Annotated in this window: 23 protein-coding genes; 7 read left to right on the forward strand and 16 right to left on the reverse strand. The window is 71.6% G+C overall.

Annotated elements, in window-relative coordinates; genetic code table 11:
- The first annotated feature begins 79 nt into the window (after positions 1-79).
- Positions 80-994 (forward strand): glycine betaine ABC transporter substrate-binding protein, encoded by a 915-nt coding sequence (locus AB3M83_RS01975; RefSeq protein ID WP_412944710.1) that lies wholly within the window; start codon positions 80-82, stop codon positions 992-994.
- A 77-nt stretch (positions 995-1071) separates the two neighbouring features.
- On the opposite strand, the gene AB3M83_RS01980 is transcribed toward AB3M83_RS01975, so the two are convergent.
- The 6 genes from AB3M83_RS01980 to AB3M83_RS02005 all read right to left on the reverse strand — a co-directional run bounded on the left by AB3M83_RS01980 (position 1072) and on the right by AB3M83_RS02005 (position 6002).
- Positions 1072-1365: a hypothetical protein gene (locus tag AB3M83_RS01980; RefSeq protein WP_412944711.1), complete on the reverse strand. Its 294-nt coding sequence runs from the start codon at positions 1363-1365 to the stop codon at positions 1072-1074.
- 30 nt (positions 1366-1395) lie between these two features.
- Entirely contained in the window at positions 1396-2106 is a 711-nt protein-coding gene (locus AB3M83_RS01985; protein WP_412944712.1) for a hypothetical protein, read from the reverse strand.
- 9 nt (positions 2107-2115) lie between these two features.
- Positions 2116-3048 carry a hypothetical protein gene (locus tag AB3M83_RS01990; protein WP_412944713.1) on the reverse strand — a complete coding sequence of 311 codons (933 nt, stop codon included), beginning with the start codon at positions 3046-3048 and terminating at the stop codon, positions 2116-2118.
- A 168-nt stretch (positions 3049-3216) separates the two neighbouring features.
- Entirely contained in the window at positions 3217-3351 is a 135-nt protein-coding gene (locus AB3M83_RS01995) for a hypothetical protein (RefSeq protein WP_412944715.1), read from the reverse strand.
- The gene (gene purL, locus AB3M83_RS02000; RefSeq protein WP_412944716.1) at positions 3348-5681 is read right to left on the reverse strand and encodes a phosphoribosylformylglycinamidine synthase subunit PurL; all 2334 of its coding nucleotides are present in this window, start codon (positions 5679-5681) and stop codon (positions 3348-3350) included. Before purL ends, AB3M83_RS01995 begins: the two co-directional genes overlap by 4 nt.
- A 72-nt stretch (positions 5682-5753) precedes the next feature.
- On the reverse strand, positions 5754-6002 hold the full coding sequence (locus tag AB3M83_RS02005; protein ID WP_412944717.1) for a hypothetical protein: 249 nt from the start codon (positions 6000-6002) through the stop codon (positions 5754-5756).
- A 119-nt stretch (positions 6003-6121) separates the two neighbouring features.
- Here AB3M83_RS02005 and AB3M83_RS02010 point away from each other — a divergent pair, with 119 nt between their 5' ends.
- The 3 genes from AB3M83_RS02010 to AB3M83_RS02020 all read left to right on the forward strand — a co-directional run bounded on the left by AB3M83_RS02010 (position 6122) and on the right by AB3M83_RS02020 (position 7911).
- Positions 6122-6469: a TraR/DksA family transcriptional regulator gene (locus AB3M83_RS02010; RefSeq protein WP_412944718.1), complete on the forward strand. Its 348-nt coding sequence runs from the start codon at positions 6122-6124 to the stop codon at positions 6467-6469.
- Between the two features lie 61 nt (positions 6470-6530).
- Positions 6531-6884 (forward strand): ArsR/SmtB family transcription factor, encoded by a 354-nt coding sequence (locus tag AB3M83_RS02015; RefSeq protein ID WP_412944719.1) that lies wholly within the window; start codon positions 6531-6533, stop codon positions 6882-6884.
- A gap of 46 nt (positions 6885-6930) precedes the next feature.
- The gene (locus tag AB3M83_RS02020) at positions 6931-7911 is read left to right on the forward strand and encodes an SRPBCC family protein (RefSeq protein ID WP_412944721.1); all 981 of its coding nucleotides are present in this window, start codon (positions 6931-6933) and stop codon (positions 7909-7911) included.
- Positions 7912-7913: 2 nt separating this feature from the next.
- Here the strand turns inward: AB3M83_RS02020 and sufU are convergent, their stop codons facing one another.
- From sufU to AB3M83_RS02055, 7 genes are all read right to left on the reverse strand, one after another.
- Positions 7914-8375, reverse strand: coding sequence for a Fe-S cluster assembly sulfur transfer protein SufU (gene sufU / locus AB3M83_RS02025; protein ID WP_412944722.1), 462 nt, complete (start codon positions 8373-8375; stop codon positions 7914-7916).
- Positions 8372-9667 (reverse strand): aminotransferase class V-fold PLP-dependent enzyme, encoded by a 1296-nt coding sequence (locus AB3M83_RS02030; RefSeq protein WP_412944723.1) that lies wholly within the window; start codon positions 9665-9667, stop codon positions 8372-8374. The genes sufU and AB3M83_RS02030 overlap by 4 nt, the downstream gene beginning before the upstream one ends.
- Positions 9668-9710: 43 nt before the next feature.
- Positions 9711-11759, reverse strand: a complete 2049-nt coding sequence (locus AB3M83_RS02035; RefSeq protein WP_412944724.1) for an APC family permease — start codon at positions 11757-11759, stop codon at positions 9711-9713.
- 68 nt (positions 11760-11827) lie between these two features.
- The gene (locus tag AB3M83_RS02040; RefSeq protein WP_412944725.1) at positions 11828-12589 is read right to left on the reverse strand and encodes a hypothetical protein; all 762 of its coding nucleotides are present in this window, start codon (positions 12587-12589) and stop codon (positions 11828-11830) included.
- Complete coding sequence (locus tag AB3M83_RS02045; RefSeq protein ID WP_412944727.1) at positions 12586-13800, reverse strand: amidohydrolase; 1215 nt, start codon at positions 13798-13800, stop codon at positions 12586-12588. The genes AB3M83_RS02040 and AB3M83_RS02045 overlap by 4 nt, the downstream gene beginning before the upstream one ends.
- Positions 13797-14846, reverse strand: coding sequence for a LacI family DNA-binding transcriptional regulator (locus tag AB3M83_RS02050; RefSeq protein WP_412944728.1), 1050 nt, complete (start codon positions 14844-14846; stop codon positions 13797-13799). The genes AB3M83_RS02045 and AB3M83_RS02050 overlap by 4 nt, the downstream gene beginning before the upstream one ends.
- 1 nt (position 14847) lies before the next feature.
- Positions 14848-16518 (reverse strand): glycoside hydrolase family 13 protein, encoded by a 1671-nt coding sequence (locus AB3M83_RS02055; protein ID WP_412944729.1) that lies wholly within the window; start codon positions 16516-16518, stop codon positions 14848-14850.
- Between the two features lie 63 nt (positions 16519-16581).
- On the opposite strand from AB3M83_RS02055, the gene AB3M83_RS02060 reads away from it, so the two are divergent.
- Positions 16582-17100 (forward strand): adenine phosphoribosyltransferase, encoded by a 519-nt coding sequence (locus tag AB3M83_RS02060; protein WP_412944730.1) that lies wholly within the window; start codon positions 16582-16584, stop codon positions 17098-17100.
- A gap of 21 nt (positions 17101-17121) precedes the next feature.
- Here AB3M83_RS02060 and AB3M83_RS02065 read toward each other — a convergent pair whose 3' ends face one another.
- Positions 17122-18039, reverse strand: coding sequence for a 2-hydroxyacid dehydrogenase (locus tag AB3M83_RS02065; protein ID WP_412944731.1), 918 nt, complete (start codon positions 18037-18039; stop codon positions 17122-17124).
- A 70-nt stretch (positions 18040-18109) separates the two neighbouring features.
- Between AB3M83_RS02065 and AB3M83_RS02070 the strand changes: the two genes are divergently transcribed.
- Positions 18110-18541, forward strand: a complete 432-nt coding sequence (locus AB3M83_RS02070) for a DUF1761 domain-containing protein (RefSeq protein ID WP_412944732.1) — start codon at positions 18110-18112, stop codon at positions 18539-18541.
- Between the two features lie 75 nt (positions 18542-18616).
- The gene (locus AB3M83_RS02075; protein ID WP_412944733.1) at positions 18617-21178 is read left to right on the forward strand and encodes an excinuclease ABC subunit UvrA; all 2562 of its coding nucleotides are present in this window, start codon (positions 18617-18619) and stop codon (positions 21176-21178) included.
- 29 nt (positions 21179-21207) lie between these two features.
- Here the strand turns inward: AB3M83_RS02075 and purQ are convergent, their stop codons facing one another.
- Positions 21208-21915 (reverse strand): phosphoribosylformylglycinamidine synthase subunit PurQ, encoded by a 708-nt coding sequence (gene purQ / locus AB3M83_RS02080; RefSeq protein WP_412944734.1) that lies wholly within the window; start codon positions 21913-21915, stop codon positions 21208-21210.
- Entirely contained in the window at positions 21912-22157 is a 246-nt protein-coding gene (purS, locus tag AB3M83_RS02085) for a phosphoribosylformylglycinamidine synthase subunit PurS (protein ID WP_412944735.1), read from the reverse strand. Before purS ends, purQ begins: the two co-directional genes overlap by 4 nt.
- Positions 22158-22358: the final 201 nt, after the last annotated feature.

Raw genomic sequence — 22358 nt, forward strand, 5'->3', positions numbered from 1 at the left:
CGCCGGCGACCGCACGGTCCGGCACGCCCGGACCATGCACCCATACGGAACCAACGCAATCACATACGGAAGGCACACGATGAACAAGCGACACCTCACCGGCCTCGTAGCGCTCGGCGCTGCAGCATCCCTCACCCTCGCCGGCTGCGCGAGCGGCAACCAGAGCGAGGGCGGCACGAACGAGGGCGGCGACGACAGCCTCGGCACGATCACGCTCGGCTACCTGCCGTCGTGGACCGACGGCCTCAGCACGGCCTACCTCCTGCAGAACCAGCTCGAGAAGATCGGCTACAGCGTCGAGCTCGAAGAGCTGACCGAGGCCGGCCCGCTCTACACGGGTCTCGCGCAGGGCGACGTCGACATCTATCCGTCGGCATGGCCGGAACTGACCCACAAGTCCTACATGGACGAGTACGGCGACTCGATCGAGGACCTCGGCGCGTACTACGACAACGCGAAGCTCACGATCGCGGTGCCGGAGTACGTCGACATCGACTCGATCGAGGACCTCGCCGACAACGCCGACCGCTTCGAGGGCACCATCTACGGCATCGAGCCCGGCGCCGGTCTCACCGCGCAGACCCAGGATTCGATGCTCCCCGAGTACGAGCTCGAGGGCGACTACGAGCTGGTCACCTCCTCGACGGCCGCGATGCTCACCGAACTCGACAGCGCGACCGCTGCCGAGCGGGACATCGTCGTCACCTCGTGGCGTCCGTTCTGGGCCAACGAGATGTACGGCCTGAAGGACCTCGAGGACCCGCGCGGCGCCATGGGCGAGGCCGAGGCGCTCCACTTCCTGGGGACCGACGGGTTCGCCGAGGAGTACCCCGAGGCCGCCGAGTACATCGCGGGCATCGCACTCGACGACGCGGAGTACGCGTCCCTCGAGGACATGGTCGTCAACGAGTACGGCGAGGGCAACGAGGCCGAGGCCATCGAGGCCTGGATCGAGGCCAACCCCGAGGCGTACGACACCCTCCTCGCGGAGTGACGCGCACGCCTCTCCGTCGATGACGCGCCGCGGCCGTCGAGGGAATCCTCTCGACGGCCGAGGCGTGGACGCGACGGTCAGGCGACCGCGCCGAAGAAGTTCAGCAGCTGACGCGCGCCCTCGACACCGCGGAGCGCGATGATCGCGACGGCTGGCACGAGCGGCAGCAGGATCATCCAGGGCCTGAAGGCGCCGGACTCCTCGCTGCGGCGGGCGAGCCAGCCCTGCACCGCCAGGACGACGGCGCAGATCGCGCAGATGACCCCGACGGCGACGGTGATCTCGAAGAAGACGAGCGGGATCGCGATGATCACCGCGGCCATCGCGCCGAACATCTTCGATGACGCGGTGTTGGCTGCCGGGGTGCTCACCCCTCGATCGTACGCGGCATCCGACGTCCGCTAGGAGCGCTCCCCGGGCGGGAGCTCGCGGGCGATCTTCTTCTCCAGGACCTCGACCGCCTCGTCCGAGAGCGCGATGAGCCCGTCGATCTCCTCGCGGACGCGCTGGTACGCCAGGTGGCGTTCGGCCGGCGTGGCGGCCTCGTCGGTCGCGACGGCGAGCAGACGGGATGCCGTCGCGAGACGTTTGCGCTCGGATTCGCTGAACCCGCTGTCCCGGACGCGCCGTGCCTCTCGCTCGGCCAGATCGAAGGCCACCTCGAAGTCGGTGACGGCCGCGCGGTAGGCGGCGACCGTCTCCACCGACGGCTTCGTTCCTTCGGCCGGCCGGGCGCGATCGGCGACCTTCTTCGCGCGCAGGAAGTCCGCGGTCAGCGGCTCGCGGCCATCGCTCATGGAGGGGAACGCGATCAGCTTCGCGACATCGAGCTCATAGTCGAGCCACCGCTTCGTGACCTCGTCGTGGACGTCACGCAGCTCGTCGACCTGCGCGGCCAGGGTCGGGGCGGGGGCGGCGGCCTCGGATGTCGTGGCGGCGCCGATCCCGCGTTTGGCGGCGGCCAATTCCGCCTTCGCCTTGATCACCTCGAGGCGGCGCTTGTGGCGGCGCTTCGACGCGCTCGCCCAGGCGTTGCCGCCGGCGGAGAGTAGCCCGAACGCGGGGAACGCCAGCCACCAGTAGCTGCCGAGGAACGTCCAGAGCCCTTCCATCCCCTCAGCCTATTGCGGCCGGCCGTCGCGGCGGTGACGCTCGGTGCGCGACGGGATCGGCCACGAGGGCTGAGAAGGGGGCGGCGGCTCCTCGGGAGGCGTCTCGCGGGAGGAGCGACGGGAATCGATCACCGACGCCGCCGACTCCGCCGCTTTCGCGATGCCCTCGGCGGATCGGGTGATGGCCTCGGTCGCGACGACCGTCCACCGCTGCGCGATCGTCGGCGGCGGCGGCGGAGCGTCGTCGGGGCGATGCCCGGCGAGGCGCCAGGTCTCCTGCTCGGCGGCGTCGAACGCCCGCTGCAGCCGGTGCACGGCCGCGCGGTAGGCCGCGAACTGCTCGGGCGTCGTCTTCGCCTTCGCGGACTCGGGGCGCAGGCGGCGGGCCTCGGCGTCGAGCCGGAGGAACTCCGCGGTGGCGGGGACTCGGGCGTCGCTCATCGCGGGGAAGGCGATGCGGCGAGCGGCATCCGTCTCGTACTGCATCCAGCGGGCCGCCACCTCGTCGTGCACGGCCATCGCGCGCGCGACCGGCAGATGGCGCGGGTCGGTGCCGCGGGCGGGGACGGCCGCCCGCTCCGCTCCGACCTGGGCGCGCGCGACGCGGACCCTCGCGGCGGCGGAGTTCTTCGCGTGGACGGCGGCGTCGGCGGCGCGGCGGGCAGCGGCCACATCGGCGGGGCGTGCGCGACCGGCCGCGCGGTCGGCCTCCACCCGGGCGAGTTCGGCCGCGGCGAGCCGGGCCGACGCCCGCGACTCGACGTTCTCGGAACGGGCCTGCTGCAGCTCGAGGCGGGCTGCGGTCAGTCCCAGTCGGCGCGCTCGGGTCGTGCGCTGCCGGCGCACGCCGAGCACTCCGGCTGCGCCGGCGCCGGCCGCGGCGGGGGCCACCCACCAGAACTCGACGAGCGCAGCCCCGACTCCCGCGATCCAGAGCTCCACGACGCCATGCTAGTCGCGCGAGTCGGCAGCGCGGCGGGAAAGTCCGCCGCACCGGCGCGGGCGACGGCACGACGGTGCGGCGACGCCGCCGACCGAGCGAGGGGCGCCGTCGAGTCAGGCGGACGGCAGCCCGCTCAGCCCAACAGCGGGCTCAGCGGAACAGGGGGCTCAACCGAACAGCAGGCTCAGCACCGTGGCGCCGCCGCCGACGAGGACCATCGCCACGATGACGATCCACGCCACCATGCGGGTCCGGGCGCGGCGGCGACCGGCGAACTCGGCGTACTCGGGGTCGTCGCTCATGCCGTCACCTCGTCGACGACCGGGCCGAACGCCGCCGGCAGGGTCGCCTTCGAGATCCCGCGGAGCTCCGAGACGGTGAGCGTGAACACGTCCTGCACCTCGAGGGCCGGCTCGTCGCCGTCGGCGGCGGGATCGGTCACGCCGATGCGCAGCACCGGGTACCCGCGTCCCTCGCAGAGTCCGCGGAACTTCACGTCCTCCTCGCGCGGGACCGACACGATGACGCGACCGGTCGACTCGCTGAACAGCGCGGTCGCGGCGTCGACGCCGTCGCGCTCCATGAGCTCGGTCAGCCAGACACGCGCCCCGACGCCGAAGCGGGTTACGGCCTCGGCGAGGGCCTGGCCCAGGCCGCCGGCGGACAGGTCGTGCGCGCTCGAGACGAGCATCTCGTCGCGGGCCGCCTGGAGGAGGCCCGCCAGCGTCCGCTCGCCGGCGAGGTCCACCTTCGGCGGACGGCCGCCGAGGTGGCCGTGCACGGTGCCCGCCCACGCGGACCCGTCGAGCTCGGTCGAGGTGGTGCCGAGCAGGTAGATGTTCTCGCCGGCATCCTGCCAGCCGCTCGGGATGCGGCGGGCGACGTCGTCGATGATCCCCAGGACGCCCACGACGGGGGTCGGGAAGATGGGCTGGTCGCCGGTCTGGTTGTAGAAGCTCACGTTGCCGCCCGTGACGGGCACGCCGAGCTCGAAGCAGGCGTCGGCGAGGCCGTCGACGGCCTGCCCGAACTGCCACATGACCTCGGGGTTCTCCGGGCTGCCGAAGTTCAGGCAGTCGGTGACGGCGGTCGGCACGGCGCCGGTCACCGCGACGTTCCGGTACGCCTCCGCGAGCGCCAGCTGGGCGCCGGCGTACGGGTCGAGCTGGCAGTAGCGGCCGTTGCAGTCGGTCGCGATCGCGAAGCCGAGGCCGGATTCCTCGTCGACGCGGATCATGCCGGCGTCGTCGGGGAAGCTCAGGGCCGTGTTGCCCATGACGTAGTAGTCGTACTGGTTGGTGATCCAGGACGTGTCGGCCAGGTTCGGGCTGCCGAGCAGCTGCAGGAACTGGGTGCGGAGGGTCTCGGGGTCATCGCTCCGGTCGAGGGCGGACGCCGAGTCCTCGCGGAGCGCGTCGATCCACGTCGGGTAGGCGACGGGGCGCTCGTAGACGGGGCCGTCGACGGCGACCGTCGAGGGGTCGACGTCGACGATCTGCTCGCCGTGCCAGAAGATCTGCAGTCGACCGTCGCCGGTCACCTCGCCGAGCACGCTCGTCTCGACGTCCCACTTCCGGACCACGGCCAGGAACGCGTCGAGCTTCTCGGGCGCGACGATGGCCATCATGCGCTCCTGGCTCTCGCTCATGAGGATCTCCTCCGGCGTGAGCGTGGGGTCGCGCAGCAGCACGTTCTCGAGGTCGACGCGCATGCCCGACCCGCCGTTGGCGGCCAGTTCGCTCGTCGCGCAGGAGATCCCCGCTGCGCCGAGGTCCTGGATCGCTTCGACGAGCTCGCCCTGATAGAGCTCGAGGCAGCACTCGATGAGGACCTTCTCGGCGAACGGGTCGCCCACCTGCACCGCGGGGCGCTTGGTGGGGCCGCCGTCGGCGAAGGTGTCGGATGCGAGGATCGACGCGCCGCCGATGCCGTCGCCGCCGGTGCGCGCGCCGAACAGCACGACCTTGTTGCCGGCCCCGGTCGCGTTGGCGAGCTTGATGTCCTCGTGGCGCATGACGCCGACCGCGAGGGCGTTGACGAGCGGGTTGCCCTGATAGACGGCGTCGAAGACGGTCTCGCCGCCGATGTTCGGGAGCCCGAGGCAGTTGCCGTAGAAGCTGATGCCGGAGACCACGCCGTGCACGACGCGGGCGGTGTCGGGGTTGTCGATCGCGCCGAAGCGCAGCTGGTCCATGACCGCCACGGGGCGTGCGCCCATCGAGATGATGTCGCGGACGATGCCGCCGACGCCGGTCGCGGCACCCTGGAACGGCTCGATGTAGCTCGGGTGGTTGTGGGACTCGACCTTGAAGGTGACCGCCCACCCCTCGCCGACGTCGACGACGCCGGCGTTCTGGCCCATGCCGACCATGAGGCGCTCGCGCATCTCATCGCTGACCTTCGCGCCGAAGCGGCGCAGGTAGACCTTCGACGACTTGTACGAGCAGTGCTCGCTCCACATCACCGAGTACATGGCCAGCTCGCCCGAGGTGGGGCGGCGGCCGAGGATCTCTCGGATGCGGTCGTACTCGTCGGCCTTGAGACCGAGCGCCGCGTACGGCTGCTCCTTCTCCGGCGTGGCGACGGCGTTCTCGACGGTGTCAGCGACGGATGAGTTGACAGGGGTGCTCACGCGGATGGGCTCCAAGACTCGAGGTGGGCTTGAGCCACATCCTACCGAGCGCCCCTGAGGTCGGTGCCTCGCTCAGTTCTCGTACGGGTCCTCGTCGGGGTCCTCGCCCGGGTCGCCGCCGGAGTCGTCGCCGGACGCGTCATCGGGCCCGCCGTCGGAGTCGATGACGCCGATGCCCACCGCGCGGTGGCTGGCGTCGTCGCCGCTCTCTTCGGCGCCCGCGGGCGCCGTCGGCTCCTCGCCGGGATCCTTCGCGACGCTCGGCTCCTCGAGGTCCTCCGTGTCGGGCATCTCGTCGGTGTCATAATCCCTGTCGGTCATGACGTCTCCTTCGTAGTCGGTAGGACCACCCTGTCCGTTCCGCGGGCGGTAAGGCCACGGTCTTGACAGCGGCGGATGGCTGCGCCCGCCGTGGTCCGGGCCCGGCCTACGATGAGCGCGTGGATGCCGCGGACCCGATCGCACAGCTCGAGCGCCGCCGGGCGGAGCTCTCGGACCTGCTCCGGCGCCTCGACGCCGACGACGCGTCGCTGCGCGCGGACCGTGCGGACGCCACCGCGGACGACGAGCACGACCCGGAGGGGTCGACGCTGTCGGGGGAGTGGCAGCGCGTGTCCGCCGTGCGGGCGTCGACGCGCGGCGAGCTGGGCGAGGTGGATGCGGCGCTCGCGCGCGTCGGGGCGGGGACCTACGGCCGGTGCGTCCGATGCGGCGAGCCGATCCCGTCGGCGCGTCTGGAGGCGCGTCCCCAGGCCACGATGTGCGTCGCCTGCGCATCGCTCGGCTGATCGGAGCGCCGACCGCCGGGGGTGTTGACAGCGGACCCGGCGAGTCCTAACGTACAACCAAATGGTTGCACAATCCTCCCCTCCGCAGAGCGAGCTGACCGATGAGCAGATCGACCGGGTGTTCTCCGCCCTCGCCGCCGCGACACGTCGCGACATCCTCCGCCGGACGATCGAGCGCGAGCAGTCGGTCTCCACGCTCGCGGCGGATTACGAGATGTCCTTCGCCGCCGTGCAGAAGCACGTGGCCGTCCTCGAGGCGGCCGAGCTCATCGTCAAGCGCGCCGAGGGCCGTGAACGCCTCGTCCGAGCGGCGCCGGACATGATCGCCCGCGCCCGCGCGCTGCTCGGTCGCTACGAGGAGATGTGGCGCGGCCGGATCGACCGCCTCGACGCCCTGCTCGCCGACCCCGAGTGACCCCGCCGTTCCGGCACCCTACGAACACCGAACGAAGGAGCACGACATGCCTGTCACCGACATCACCACCGATGCCGAAGCCCTCACGATGACGGTCACCGCCGACGCGGCTGCGCCCGTCGACCGCCTGTGGCGGGCGTTCACCGAGCCGCGCCAGCTCGAGCGGTTCTGGGGTCCTCCCGGGTGGCCCGCGGATTTCACCGCGTTCGACTTCGCCGTCGGCGGGTACGCGCAGTACGCGATGACCAGCCCGAAGGGAGAGAGATCCCGCGGCAGCTGGGAGTTCCTCTCGATCGACGACGGCCGATCGTTCGAGGTGATCGACCGTTTCGTCGATGCCGACGGCGCGCCGATGGACGGGTTCCCGCAGATGCGGATGACGTTCGCGTTCGCGTCGACCGACGCGGGATCGCGACTCACCAACACGACCTACTTCTCCACCGCCGACGCGCTCGAGGAGGTCGTCGCGATGGGGGCGATCGACGGTTCGCGCATGGCGCTGGCCCAGCTCGACGCGGTGCTGCAGGACCTGCGGGACTACGCCCAGGGCGAGGGCACGCGCACCGAGCTCCTCGACGACACGCACGTGCGCATCACCCGGCTGATCGAGGGATCGCGCGAGCTCGTCTGGCGTGCCCACCACGACTCCGAGCTGCTCAAGCGGTGGCTGCGGGGACCGGAGGGCTGGGTGATGACCGTCGCCGAGCCGGCGCTCGCCGAAGGTGACGCGTACCGGTACGCCTGGGAGCAGGAAGGGGCGCCCGAGACGGCGTTCGGCTTCGAAGGCGAGGCGCTGCTGGTCGAGGCCCCCCGGCGGGCGGTGACCACCGAGAAGATGACGGGCATGGACGGGCCGTCGACGATCAACGATCTGCAGCTCTACGAGGAGGACGGCGCGACGCTCATCACGATCCTCATCGAGTACCCCGACAAGGAGACCCGCGACATGATCCTCGCCACCGGGATGACGGACGGCATGGAGACGTCGTACGCCCGCCTCGAGGAGACGGTGCTCGCCCCCGCCTGAGGTCAGGCCCGGGCGAGCGCGTCCTCGAGCGCGACCCACGCGAGCATGGCGCACTTGACCCGGGCGGAGAACTTCGAGACGCCCGACAGGGCGGCGGCATCCGCGTAGGTCTCCTCGTCGAGCGGAATGGTCCCGCGGGAGCGGAGTGCCTCGCGGAAACCCTCGATCAGCCGCAGCGCATCCTCGCGGGGCATGCCATCGGTGCCGCCGTCCTCCTCGACGAGGGCGGCGAGCATCGAGGCGGACGCCTGCGAGATCGAGCAGCCCGCGCCCTCCCAGGACAGGTCGACGAGGCGCTCCCCGGCGTCGTCGACGCGGACGCGGAGGGTGATGTCGTCGCCGCACATCGGGTTGTGCTGGTGCGAGCTGGCGGTGCGTCCCTGCTCGGGCGACAGGCCCACGCCGTGGGGGTGCTTCGAGTGGTCCAGGATCAGCTCCTGGTACAGCGAGTCGAGACCGTTCATGCGTTCGCTCCGAAGTAGTCGCGGATGCCGCTGACGGCGTCCAGGAAGGCGTCGACGTCGGCTTCGGTGTTGTAGAGCGCCGCCGACGCACGGACGGATGCCGTCATGCCGAACCGACGGTGCAGCGGGGCGGCGCAGTGATGCCCGACGCGGACGGCGATCCCCTGCGCATCGAGGAACTGTCCGGCATCGTGCGCGTGCACACCGGCGACCTCGAAGGCCCACAGGCCGACGCGCTCGGCACCGGGTGCGTCGCCGAGCAGGCGGATGCCGGGCACCCCGACGAGGCCGTCGCGCATGCGGGCCGCCAGGCGCGCCTCGTGGGCGTGCACGGCGGCCAGGCCGACGTCGTCGAGGTAGCGGACGGCGGCGGCGAGGCCGATCGCCGGGCCGATCGGCTGCGTGCCGGCCTCGAACCGCTGCGGCGGCGGCAGGTAGCCGGCGTCGTCGAGCGTGACGGTCGTGATCATCGAACCGCCGGTGAGGAACGGCGGCAGGGCTTCGAGCACCTCGCTACGACCGTAGAGGCCGCCGATGCCGTACGGGCCCAGCATCTTGTGCCCGCTGAACACGGCGAGGTCGACGCCGAGCGCCGGAAGGTCGAGACGCAGGTGCGGGGCCGACTGGCAGGCATCCATCACGGTCAGCGCGCCGACCGACCGGGCGAGGTCGACGAGCTCGCTCACCGGGTTGACGATGCCGAGCACGTTCGACACGTGCGAGAACGCCAGGATGCGGGTGCGCTCGCCGACGAGTCCGCCCGCCGCGTCGAGGTCGAGGGTGCCGTCGTCGCGGACCGGGATGTGACGCAGCACCGCACCGGTGCGCGCGGCGAGTTCCTGCCACGGGATGAGGTTGGCGTGGTGCTCGGTCTCGGTCGTCAGGATCTCGTCGCCGGGAGCGAGGGCGAAGCGGGCGGATGCCGGCGCGCCCCGGCCCGTCGTCGCGTTGCTGATCGCGTAGGCGACGAGGTTGAGGCCGAGGGTCGCACCGCTCGTCCAGACGAGCTGCTCGGGGCGGGCGCCGACGAAGCGGGCGACGGTGGCGCGGGCATCCTCGAACAGGTCGGTCGCCTCGGCGGCGAGGGTGTGGGCGCCGCGGTGGACGGCGGCGTTGCTGCGGGTCAGGAAGTCGTACTCCGCCTGCAGCACCTGCCGCGGCTTCTGGCTCGTCGCCGCGGAGTCGAGGTAGACGAGCGGCTGCCCGTTGACCTCCTGCTGCAGGATGGGGAAGTCAGCGCGCAGTGCGGCGGCGTCGAGCGTGGCCGTCTCGGAAAGCGCGGAAGAAGTCATCCTCCTAGGCTACGCCGCCGGGGCGGTTCTGGCTCGGTGGCCGTCAGGACTCGGAGTGCTCCACCAGGCCGAAGTGCGCCTGCGGGTGACCGCCCCGATCGGCGCCGGGAAGCGGTCGGGATCGACGGCCGTAGATGATCTCCGACGAGTCGAGCAGCCAGGGCACGAGGGTGACGGTGACGCCGTGGACGAGCATCAGCTGATGGGCGATCCGGCGCGCGCGCCGATTGTGCAGCGGCGCCTCCCACCAGTGGCCGACGATGTACTGCGGCAGGTAGACGGTCACGACCGCCGGACCATGCTCGGCCCGGTACTTCTCGATGAAGCCGATGAGGGGAGCCGCGTAGTGCCGGTACGGCGAGTCGATGATCACGAGCGGGACCGGGATGTCGTGCACCTCCCAATCGGCCTGCAGCTGGGCGAGGTCATCGGAGGTGACGGCGACGTGGACCGCGACCGTCTTCTCGTGCCGGGCCGCGAGGGCGTAGTCGATCGCCTTCGCGGCCGGCTTCTGCAGCGTCCCGACCAGGATGATCGCGAGGTCGCCGGTCGATCCGTACCGCACCGTGTCGTCCATCGCGATCTCATGCTCGACGTCGCGGTAGTAGCGGTTGACCCCGATCATCAGCAGCGACAACACCGGCATCGCGAGGAACACCAGCCACGCGCCGTGAGTGAACTTCGTCACCGTCACCACGAGCAGCACGGCGACGGTGAACACGGTGCCGACGCCGTTGATCAGCAGGCCGATCCGTGCCGATCGCCGAGCCCCGGCATCCGTCCGGCAGAAGCGCAGCTCCCGTCGCCAGTGCCTCACCATGCCGAGCTGGCCGAGCGAGAACGAGACGAACACGCCGATGATGTAGAGCTGGATGAGCGTCGTCAGCTTCGCCTGGAAGACCACGAGCACAGCGATCGCGGCCAGGCCGAGGATGATCATGCCGTTGGAGAAGACGAGACGGTCGCCGCGGGAGTTCAGCGCCTTCGGGGCGTAGCCGTCGCGGGCCAGCACCGCGCCGAGGAGCGGGAAGCCGTTGAAGGCGGTGTTGGCGGCGAGGAGCAGGACGCACGCCGTCGCGGCCTGGACGAGGAAGAACAGCGGCGACGACGCCCCGAACGTCGCGGCGGAGACCTGAGCCATGAGGCTCGGCTGCGGGCCCGCCGCGCAGTCGAAGCCGACGAGAGCGCACGGATCCTCGGCGTAGTGCACGCCCGCGACGAGGGCGAGCGCCGTCAGACCGGCGAACAGCAGGATCGCGATGCCGCCCATGAGGACGAGCGTCGTCTGGGCGTTGCGCACCTTCGGGGCGCGGAAGGCGGGTACGCCGTTGCTGACCGCCTCGACGCCGGTCAGCGCCGAGCACCCGCTCGAGAACGCCCGCAGGAGCAGCAGGATGACGGCCACCTGCGAGAGGCTCTCCGCCTCGACGGCGTACTGCGCGCTCGAGGCGACCGGGGCGTCGCCGACGAGCCACCGGAACAGCCCCGTGGCGACCATGACGGCGACCGAGCCGATGAAGACGTACGTCGGGATCGCGAAGGCCTGCGACGCCTCCCGCACACCCCGCAGGTTCACGATCACCAGCAGGACCACGAAGCCGACCGCCAACTCCACGCGCCAGGGGTCGAGGTCCGGGAAGGCCGAGATGATGTTGTCGACGCCGGAGGAGATCGACACGGCGACCGTCAGGACGTAGTCCACGAGGAGCGCGGACCCGACCACGACCCCGGCCTTCTCGCCCAGGTTCGTCCGCGCCACCTCGTAATCCCCGCCGCCCGAGGGATACGCCTTGATGAGCTGGCGATAGCTGAGGACGACGACGACCAGCAGGAGCACCACGGCGCCCGCGACAGCCGGCGAGAACGCGAGGAACGCCGTCCCGCCCACGAGCAGGATCATGAGCAGCTCCTGCGGGGCGTACGCGACCGACGAGAGCGCGTCGGAGGCGAAGATCGGCAGCGCGCGCTTCTTGGGCAGGAGCTGCCCGTCGAGCTTCTCGGAGGTGAGGGGGTCGCCGATCAGGATGCGTTTGACGATGGGTGATGCGGCCGTCTCGGGGTCGCGACTTTCGGGAGCCACGGCGGGCGACATTACGCCTGCCGGAACCGGCACGCAACGGCGCCGGGGCGCCGCGCCCGCTCGTCCCCTCGCGAATGTCCTTACTGCCCGCGCGCGCGGAAGGTGTAGGTGATCGTCGCGACCTCGTCGCCGGCGGCATCCGACTGCACGAACGCGCTGAAGGTGCGCTCGCCGTCGTTGTAGAACGTGCCGCGGCCCTCACCGAGCACGAGCCGCACCCCGCCGCCGGACAGCTCGACCTCGTCGACGGGGTCGAGCGCGCGCACCCTGTCGATGGGATCGCCGATCGCCACGCCGAACTCGTTCCCCATCCCCACCGTCGACGGCGCACCGCCGGTCACGGTCACGTAGGTCGGGGCCGGGACCTCGCCGCGCGAGCGGCCCCCGTCGCCCAGGAACACGTCGTAGAACCGCAGACCGTCCCAGACGTAGATGTTGTAGGCCCAGTTCTCGGCGTCGCCGTTCTGGAAGTCCTCGGTCGGCTCCTCCCCGAACAGCTCGGTGAGTGCGTCGATCGCCGCCTGCGGGTCGTCTGCCCAGGTGTGGCTGAACTCGGTGCCGTCCGCCTGGACCAGCGTGAAGCCGCGCCCGTTGAGCGCGATCATCGCAGAGGGCTCGACCTCTTCGGGCTCCTCCGGCGCCGCCGATTCGTCGTCCGACGGGCCGGTCGCGGGCGGTGCCTCGCTCGACGCGGGCGCCGGCGGCGGGGCGTCATTCGCCGACTGCCGGGAGAACAGGATCGACACGGCGACGATCACGGCGACCAGCAGGACGGCGGCGATCACGCCGAGGACGATCGGCGTGCGGTCGGGGCGCTCGTCGGCATCGAGGCGGTCGGTCATGCGAGGAACTCCCGCGCGGCCACCGTGAGGGCGTCGACGCCGCGCTCGATCGTCGGGTGCAGGACGGGTGCGAAGAAGGGCGAATGGTTCGTCGGGATGTCGCGGGAGACGGTCCCCGCGGCGACGGCGTCGGCGTACTCCTGCGGGTCGACGCCGCCCCAGAACCAGTAGACGAGCGGGACGCCCGCCTCGCGGGCGAACCACGAGACGTCCTCGCTGCCCGTGAACATCCCGGGGTCGACGACGGTGCCGTCGCCGAAGGCGTGCTCGAACGCGGACGTGAGCCGAGCCGTGGCATCCGCGTCGTTGATCGTCGGAGGGAGGGTGTGCTGCGTCGTGATGACCGGCTCCACCTCGGCGCCGGAGGCGAGCGCCTCGGCGCGGACGACCCGCTCGACGCGCTCGAGGATGTCGGCGCGCGCGGTGTCGTCGGGGTAGCGGAGGCTCAGCTCGAGCCTCGCTTCGGCGGGGATGATGTTGTTCTTCAGCCCGGCGTGGATCGAGCCGACCGTCACGACCGCCATCTCGCGCGGGTCGACCTCGCGGGAGACGATGGTCTGCAGCCGCATCACGGTCGAGGCGGCCATGACGATCGGGTCGATCGTCGCGTGCGGGCGGGAGCCGTGGCCGCCGCGGCCGTGCAGCACGACGGTGAGACCGTCGGATGCCGCCATCTGGGTCCCCGGGCGCACGCCGATCACGCCGGCGGGCAGCGGGGTCAGGTGCTGGCCGAGCACGATGTCGGGGCGAGGGTAGCGGTCGAGGACGCCGGCGGCGATCATGGCCTGCGCCCCGGCGCCGTACTCCTCGGCCGGCTGGAAGACGGCGACGACCGTGCCCGACCACGCGCTGCGCGTGGCCTGCAGCTTCTCGAGGGCGCCGAGCAGCGCCGTGACGTGCATGTCGTGCCCGCACGCATGCATGACGGGGACGTCGGTGCCCGCGGGATCGATGCCGCGGGCGGTGCTGGCGTAGGCGAGGCCGGTCTGCTCCTCGACGGGCAGCCCGTCCATGTCGGCGCGCAGCCAGACCACCGGGCCGTCGCCGTTCCGGATCGACGTGACGACGCCGGTCCGCCCGACGCCCTCCTCGAACTCCAGTCCCAGGGCGGCGAGCTCGCGCGTGATGACCCCGGCGGTCCGGGTCTCCTGGAAGGAGAGCTCGGGGTGCCGGTGCAGATCGGTGTAGAGCGCGGCGAGGTCGAGGGTCATGCCTTCGAGCCTACGGGCCGAGCCTCCGCATCTCCTGCGCGATCGGCGGTGTGTGACGGCGCTGCGGTGGAGCTCCGGACGACGAGATCGAAAGGCAGTGCGGTGTCCGCCGGAGCGGCGCCCGCCTCGACCAGTCGGCGGATCGCCTCGCCCGCGCGCTCCCCCTGTGCATGCGGGAACTGCGCGACCGTGGTGAGGCCGAAGAAGCCGCTCATCTCGTGGCCGTCCACGCCGATCACCGAGAGGTCGCCCGGCACGTCCAGCCCGCGCTCGCGCGCGGCGAACAGCGCTCCGAACGCCATCTCGTCGGACGCGGCGAAGATCGCGCTCGGACGATCAGGGCCTCCCAGCAGGTCGGCGGCGGCCCGGTGGCCGTCCTCGATCGTGAAGTCGGCGGCGGCGAAGCGCGGATCGGGGATGCCGGCATCCGTCATCGCCGCCGCGAAGCCGGCACGGCGCAGCGACGGGATGTCGAATCCGGGATCGCCGGCGCGGCTGAAGCCGATGTGGGCGATGCGCCGGTGACCGAGCGAGAGGAGGTGCTCGGTGGCGACGCGCGCGACGGCGCTGTCGTCGACCCGCAGCACGGGCAGTCGGGCGCTCGTGGCGCCCAGGCCGACGATCGGGAGCTCGAGGCCGAGCAGGCGGTCGAGCTCGTCGTCCGCCAGGTCGAGCGACAGCACGATCAGTCCGTCGACCCGCCCGCGGCGCAGCGACACGTCGAGGACGCGATCCCGCTGCACCGGGTCGTCGCCCATGCTGTACAGCGTGATGTCGTAGCCGTGGGCGGCGAGGACGCTCGCGATGCCGTCGAGGACGTTCGAGAAGAACCAGCGGTCGAGGAGCGGCACGACGACGCCGATGTTCGCGGTACGGCCGGTGGCGAGCGTCGACGCCGCCGACGACACGACGTAGCCGAGGTCGGCCGCGGCGGCACGGACGCGGACGCGGGTCGCATCGGAGATGCGCCCGCGCCCGCTCAGCGCCCGTGAGACGGTGGCCGTCGAGACGCCGGCGGCGCGGGCGACGTCGTCGATGCCGGTCATGTCAGCTCGCGCTGAGCCACACGGTGGTGTCGGCCGGGAGCTCGGCGCCCTCGAACGCGTCGCTCGCCACGAGCAGCGTGCCGGCGGGCAGCGGAACCGACGCGGCGCCGATGTTCGCGACGACCGTCACGTCGTGGTTGCGGAACGCGATGACGTCGTCCCCGTAGCCGTCCAGCCACTCCAGCTCGCCCGAGCCGAGGTCGTGTGCGCGGCGCGTCGCGAGGAGGGTCCGGTACAGCCAGAGCGTGGACTCCGGGTCCTTCTCGAGGACGTCCCGCGACATCGCCGCCCATTCCGCCGGCTGCGGCAGCCAGCTCTCGCCGGTCGGGCTGAAGCCGTAGGCCGGCGCCGCGGAGTCCCACGGGAGCGGCACGCGGCATCCGTCGCGGCCGTAGCGCTCGCCCTCGGTGCGGAACCAGGTCGGGTCCTCGCGCGCGTCGTCGGGCAGGTCGATCGCCTCCGGGAGGCCGAGCTCCTCGCCCTGGTAGAGGTAGGCCGAGCCGGGGAGGGCCAGCATGAGCGCCGTCGCGGCGCGGGCACGGCGGAGGCCGACGACCGGGTCGGGGCGGCTCTCGGTCTTCGGTCCGATGCCGTGACCCTGCGGATGTCCGGCCAGGTCGAGGCGCGACGCGTGGCGGATGACGTCATGGTTCGAGAGGACCCAGGTGGCGGGGGCGCCGACGGCGGGGAACGCGCGCAGCGACTCCCCGATGACCTCCCGCAGCTGCGTGGCGTCCCAGTCGCTCATCGCGTAGGGGAAGTTGAACGCCTGGTGCATCTCGTCGGGACGGACCCACTTGGCGGTCTCGTCGACGGTCGGCAGCCATGCCTCGGCGCACAGGGCACGGTCGCCCTCGTACTCGGCGAGCACCTGGTGCCACTCGCGCCACACATCGTGGACGCCGTCCTGTCCCCAGTACGGGACGGGCTCTTCGCCGCCCATCGAGTCGGCCTCGACAGGAGGCGTGTAGTCGGGCAGGCCCTCCGCCTTGATGAGGCCGTGCGCCACGTCGACCCGGAAGCCGTCGACGCCGCGGTCGAGCCAGAACCGGAGCGTGTCGCGGAACTCGGCGCGCACCTCCTCGTTGTGCCAGTCGAAGTCGGGCTGCGAGCTGTCGAACAGGTGCAGGTACCACTGGCCGTCCTCGACCCGGGTCCACGCCGGGCCGCCGAACACGGATTCCCAGTTGTTGGGCGGCAGCTCGCCGCTCGTGCCCCGGCCGTCGCGGAACATGTAGCGCGCGCGCTCCGCACTGCCCGGCTCCGCGGCGAGGGCGGCCTGGAACCAGGCGTGCTGGTCGGAGGAGTGGTTCGGGACGAGGTCCACGATGACGCGGATGCCGCGGGCGTGCGCCGCCTCGAGCATGTCGTCGAAGTCGGCGAGGGTGCCGAAGAGCGGGTCGACGTCGCGGTAGTCGGCGACGTCGTAGCCGGCGTCCTTCTGCGGCGAGGTGAAGAAGGGGCTGAGCCAGACGGCATCCACCCCGAGCGACGCGAGGTCGTCGAGCTTCGAGGTGATGCCCGGGAGGTCGCCGATGCCGTCGCCCGAGGCGTCGGCGAAGGAGCGGGGGTAGATCTGGTAGATGACGGCCGTCCGCCACCACTCCGAGCCGGGGCGGCTCTCGCCGATCGGAGCCAGCGTCGACCGTGATTCCTGTGTCGAAGAAGTCATGCGCGACAGCTTAGCGCAAGCGCTTGCGCATCCGGGCCCGCCGGCGCGAGTACCCTTGGGCGAGTGCCTTCCGAAGCCCTCATCCGCGCCGAGTCGCTGATCTCGACGATCCCCGACTTCCCCGAGCCGGGCATCCTGTTCCGCGACATCTCCCCGCTGCTGGCCGACGCCGCCGGGCTCCGTGCCGCGGTCGACGCCCTGTCGGCGCCGTTCGCCGGGACCTACGACGTGGTCGCCGGGGTCGAAGCGCGCGGCTTCCTGCTCGCCGGCGCCGTGGCCACCGCCACCGGAACCGGGCTCGCGCCGATCCGGAAGGCCGGCAAGCTGCCCCGCCCGGCCGGCGCGGTGAGCTACGACCTGGAGTACGGGACGGCGACGATCGAGATGTCCGACGACATGCCGCGCGGCACGCGCGTGCTGCTCGTGGACGACGTGCTGGCGACCGGCGGCACCCTGCGCGCCGGACAGCAGCTGCTCGCCGAGCTCGGCTACGTGCTCGCGGGCACTGCGGTGCTCATGGAGCTCGAGGGGCTCGGCGGCCAGGAGGTCTGCGGGCCCGTGCACAGCGTCTTCACGGTCTGACCCGCGCCGGCATCCGCCCGCTCAGGTCCGGATGACGATGTTCTCGGGCTCCTCGCCCTGCTGCAGGTGGGCGATCTGACGCCGGATGAGCTGCTCCACCCGCGGGAACATCGCCGTCGTCGCGCCCCCCACGTGCGGCGAGATGAGCACGCCCTCGAGCGTCCACAGCGGATGGTCGGCGGGAAGGGGCTCGGGTTCGGTGACGTCGAGAGCGGCACGGATGCGGCCGCGTCGCACGTGGTCGACGAGGGCGTCGGTGTCGACGAGCGAGCCGCGGCCCACATTGACGAGGAGGGCGCCGTCGGGGAGGGCGGCGAGGAAGGCGTCGTCGACGATGTGCTTCGTCTGATCGCCGCCGGGCAGGGTGAGCACCACGATCTCGGCCGACGGCAGCAGGTCGGGGAGATCGTCGACGCCGTGGACCTGGACGCCCGCCTCGGTGCGTGCATGCGAGGCCACGGCGACGACCTCGACCTCGAACGGCGCGAGGCGCGCGGCGACGGCCTTGCCGACACCGCCGTACCCGAGCACCAGCACGCGGCGGTCGGCGAGGCTCGCGGCGCGGACCGGCGACCAGCTCCCGGTCTCCTGAGCCTGGACGAAGCGCACGAACTCCCGCTGCGCGCCGAGGGTGAGGGCAAGGGCGAGCTCGGCCGTGGACGCCTCGTGCACCGTGGCGGCATTGGCGTACACGACACCGTCGGGAAGCCTGTCCGCCACGCCCTCGTACCCGATCGACTGGCTCTGCACCAGGCGGGTCCGGACGCCTGCCAGGGCGGCGAGCGGATCGCCGTCGGTCATGTACGGCGGGACCACGAGATCGATGTCCGTCCGGGGTGGCGCGCCATCCATCTTCCACACGAAGACGTCGGCACCCTCGACGTCGGCGAGGTTCTCGGCGAGCTGTTCGGAAGGGACGCTGACGCTGATCGAAGCCATGCCTTCGAGGCTAGCCCGGGCTCGCAGCACCGGGGTACTGTCGCCTCAACCCGACACGAGGAGACCGCAGATGATTCCCGAGATCAACTACTGGACCGTCATCCTGGCCACGCTCTCGAGCATGGTCGTCGGCTCGATCTGGTACGCCCCGAGGGTGTTCGGGACCAGGTGGGCGAAGCTCGCCTCGGTCGACATGGACCGCCCCGCCGCGACCGCCGCCCTGCCGATCGCCGTCACGGTCGCGGTCAGCTTCGCGACCGCGTGGGTGCTCGCCGGTGCCACGACGATCGCGTGGCACTTCTACGAGGGCTCCTACCTGTGGGCGGCGATCGTGACGGCCGTGCTGCTGTGGGCGGGATTCACCGCCGCGCGCTTCATCACCCACGACGTCTTCGAGGGACGCCCGTCGAATCTGACCGTGATGAACATCGGCCATGAGCTGGTGACCGCGCTCGTGATGGCCGTCATCATCGGCGTGTGGCCGCCGGCCGGGACCGTCTGATCAGACGGCGGCGTGAACGACGGCGGCGATCCGACGGCCGCCCCGATCCCCCTGCCCCGCGCATAGGCTGGTCCGATGCTCGAAAACCCGCGCGGCGCCCCCGAAGCCTTCGTCCGCGTGCGCGGAGCGAGCGAGAACAACCTGCGGAACGTCGACGTCGACGTTCCGCGTGATGCGATCGTCGCCTTCACCGGGGTGTCCGGCTCGGGCAAGTCCTCGCTCGCCTTCGGGACGATCTTCACCGAGGCCCAGCGCCGCTACCTCGAGTCCGTCGCGCCGTACGCGCGCCGCCTGATCCAGCAGGGACACGACCCGCACGTCGGCGCCATCACCGGCCTGCCGCCGGCCGTCGCCCTGCAGCAGCGGCGGGGCGCGCCGAGCTCCCGCTCGAGCGTGGGAACCGTGACGACGCTCTCGAACTCGCTGCGCATGCTCTTCTCCCGCGCGGGGACCTTTCCCCCCGGGTCCACGACGCGTCTCGATTCGGACGCGTTCTCGCCCAACACGGTTGCCGGTGCCTGCCCGGAATGCCATGGCGTCGGCGTCGCGCACGCAGTGACCGAGGACACGCTCGTACCCGACACGTCCCTGAGCATCCGCGACGGTGCCATCGCGGCCTGGCCGGGCGCCTGGCAGGCGAAGAACCTCCGAGACATCACCATCGCGCTCGGGTATGACGTCGACCGTCCCTGGCGCGAGCTCGACCCCGCAGATCGCGAGTGGCTCCTGTTCACCGACGAGCAGCCGGTGGTGCAGATCACGCCGCAGCGCGACCGCGTCGCCAAGCCGTACAACGGGATGTTCTGGAGCGCGAAGAAGTATGTGTTCCACACGCTCGCCGACTCGAAGAGCGCGTCCATGCGGAACCGGGTGCTCGCCTTCGTCCGCACCGGCGTCTGCCCGCTGTGCTCCGGCACCGGCCTTCGACGCGAGGCGCTCGCCGTCACTTTCGCGGGCCGGACGATCGCCGAGTTGAACGCGCTGCCGCTGCGCGAGCTCGCCGAGGTCCTGCGGCCGACCACTCTGCTGGAGGACGCAGCCCCGGCGCTGCCGACCACGCAGTCCGGCGAGCGGACCGACGTCGCCGTCGCCCTCACCACCGACCTGCTCGGCCGCATCCAGGTCCTCCTCCACCTCGGTCTCGGCTACCTCGGTCTCGGCCGGGTCACCACGACGCTGTCACCCGGGGAGATGCAGCGGCTGCGCCTGGCCACGCAGCTGCGCTCCGGTCTGTTCGGGGTGGTCTATGTGCTCGACGAGCCGTCGGCCGGACTGCATCCCGCTGACGCCGAGCCGCTGATCGACGTCCTCGAGCAGCTCCGGTCGTCGGGCAACTCCGTCTTCGTCGTCGAGCACAACATGGACGTCGTCCGTCGTGCCGACTGGATCGTGGACGTCGGCCCGGGTGCGGGCGAAGCCGGCGGCGACGTCCTCTACTCCGGGAGGGTCGAAGGACTGACGGCGATCTCCGGGTCGGCGACGCGCCCGTTCCTCTTCCCCGAGGACGGGGACGCCGTCGCCGTCCCGCGGCCGCGACGCGCGCCGACGGCCCGGCTCTCGCTCGAAGGCGTGTCGCTCCACAACCTCCGTGACGTCGACGCCGAGATCCCGCTGGGAGTCCTGGTCGCCGTCACCGGCGTCTCGGGGTCGGGGAAGTCCACCCTGGTCAGCCGCGTGCTGCGGGAGATCGTCCACCGACACCTCCGCGGCGAAGCGGCGGATGACGCGGATGTCGACGGGCCCGACGATCCCGCCGCGTCCGAGGGGCTCGCGGAGGCGACCCTGCCGGCAACCCCCGCCGAGGCACTTCGCGTCGGCCGGATCACAGGGCTCGAGCGCATCGACCGGCTCGTCCGCGTCGACCAGAAGCCGATCGGCCGGACGCCGCGGTCCAATCTCGCGACGTACACCGGGCTGTTCGACACGGTTCGCGCCCTGTTCGCGGCTACGGACCTCGCCCGGCAGCGGGGCTACACCGCCGGTCGGTTCTCGTTCAACGTTCCGGGCGGTCGATGCGAGACCTGCCTCGGTGAGGGGTACGTCTCGGTCGAGCTGCTCTTCCTCCCCGGCAGCTACGGCCGGTGCCCGGCATGCCAGGGGGCGCGGTACAACGCCGAGACGCTCGAGGTCACCTGGGAGGGCAGGACCATCGCCGACGTGCTGGCGATGACCGTCGACGAGGCGGTCGCCGTCCTGGATGCCGTGCCTTCGGCATCCCGGAGCCTTCGCACGCTGCGGGATGTGGGTCTCGGATACCTGCGTCTCGGTCAGCCCGCGACGGAGCTCTCGGGCGGCGAGGCGCAGCGGATCAAGCTCGCGACCGAGCTGCAGCGCGCACGCCGCGGGCACACCCTCTACCTGCTGGACGAGCCGACGACGGGGCTCCACCCAGCCGACGTCCGGCTGCTCCTGGACCAGCTGCAGGCGCTCGTCGACTCGGGCGACACGGTGGTCGTGGTCGAGCATGACATGGACGTCGTCGCCGCCGCCGACTGGGTCATCGACCTCGGGCCCTCCGGCGGGGATGCCGGCGGGCGCATCGTCGCGGTCGGCCCCCCGGACGCTGTGGCGGCCGAGCCCGCCAGCATCACCGCTCCATACCTGGCACGTCGGCTGGCGGCTCAGGTCGAGACCTGAGCCCGCGCGCAGCGCGCGCAGGTCCTATGTCAGACGGCGGCGTGCACGACGGCGGCGACCGCCGAGGTGAAGAAGCGCAGGCCGTCGACGCCCGAACGCATCGCCGCGGCGGTGTTCGGTCCGAACCCGGCTTCGATCGCGTGCTCGGGGTGCGGCATGAGGCCGACGATGTTGCCGCGCTCGTTGGTGAGACCGGCGATGTCGGCGATCGACCCGTTCGGGTTGACGCCTGCGTAGCGGAAGGCGACGAGGCCCTCGCCCTCGATCCGCTGCAGGGTGTCGGCGGAGGCGACATAACCGCCGTCGGCGTTCTTGAGCGGGATGATGATCTCCTGGCCAGCCTCGAACTCGCTCGTCCAGGCGGTGTCCGCGTTCTCGACGATCAGGCGCTGGTCGCGGCGGATGAACTGCTGGTGCGCGTTGCGGATGAGTCCGCCGGGCAGCAGGTGCGCCTCGACGAGCATCTGGAAGCCGTTGCAGATGCCGAGGATCGGCATGCCCTTCGCGGCGGCGTCCTTCACCTCGGACATGATCGGCGCCCGTGCCGCGATGGCGCCGGCGCGGAGGTAGTCGCCGTAGCTGAACCCGCCCGGCAGCACGAGCGCGTCGACGCCGTCGAGGTCGTGAGAGCCGTGCCAGAGCGAGACCGGCTCGCCGCCGGCGAGACGGACGGCGCGCTGAGCATCGCCGTCGTCGAGCGAGCCCGGGAAGGTGATGACGCCGATGCGCGCGGTCACTCGACGACCTCGATGCCCACGACGTCCTCGATCACCGAGTTGGAGAGGATCTCGTCCGCGACCTGTCGCACGGTCGCGAGGGTGGCGTCGTCGGCGCTGTCGACGGTGAGCTCGAAGCGCTTTCCGATGCGCACATCGCCGAACCCGGCGTGACCGAGACGGTGGAGCGCGCCGGCGACGGCCTTCCCCTGCGGGTCCAGCAGCTCGGCCTTGGGCATGACGTCGACGACGATGGTGGGCATGAGCAGCTCCGGGATGTCGCGGGCAGGGGGCGCTGTCAGTCTACGCGTGGCATCCGCGGCGTGACGCGCGGGCGCACCACCCCGCCGTGACCAAACCGTGACCGGACCCGCAGGAGGCGTTCCTTGACACCCGTGGGAGCGATCCCATAGCGTCGAGGCGACCGATGAGAGCGCTCCCAACTGGGGGAGAACGCACCTCGC

This window comes from Microbacterium pasadenense, from assembly GCF_047246565.1.
Lineage (GTDB): Bacteria > Actinomycetota > Actinomycetes > Actinomycetales > Microbacteriaceae > Microbacterium.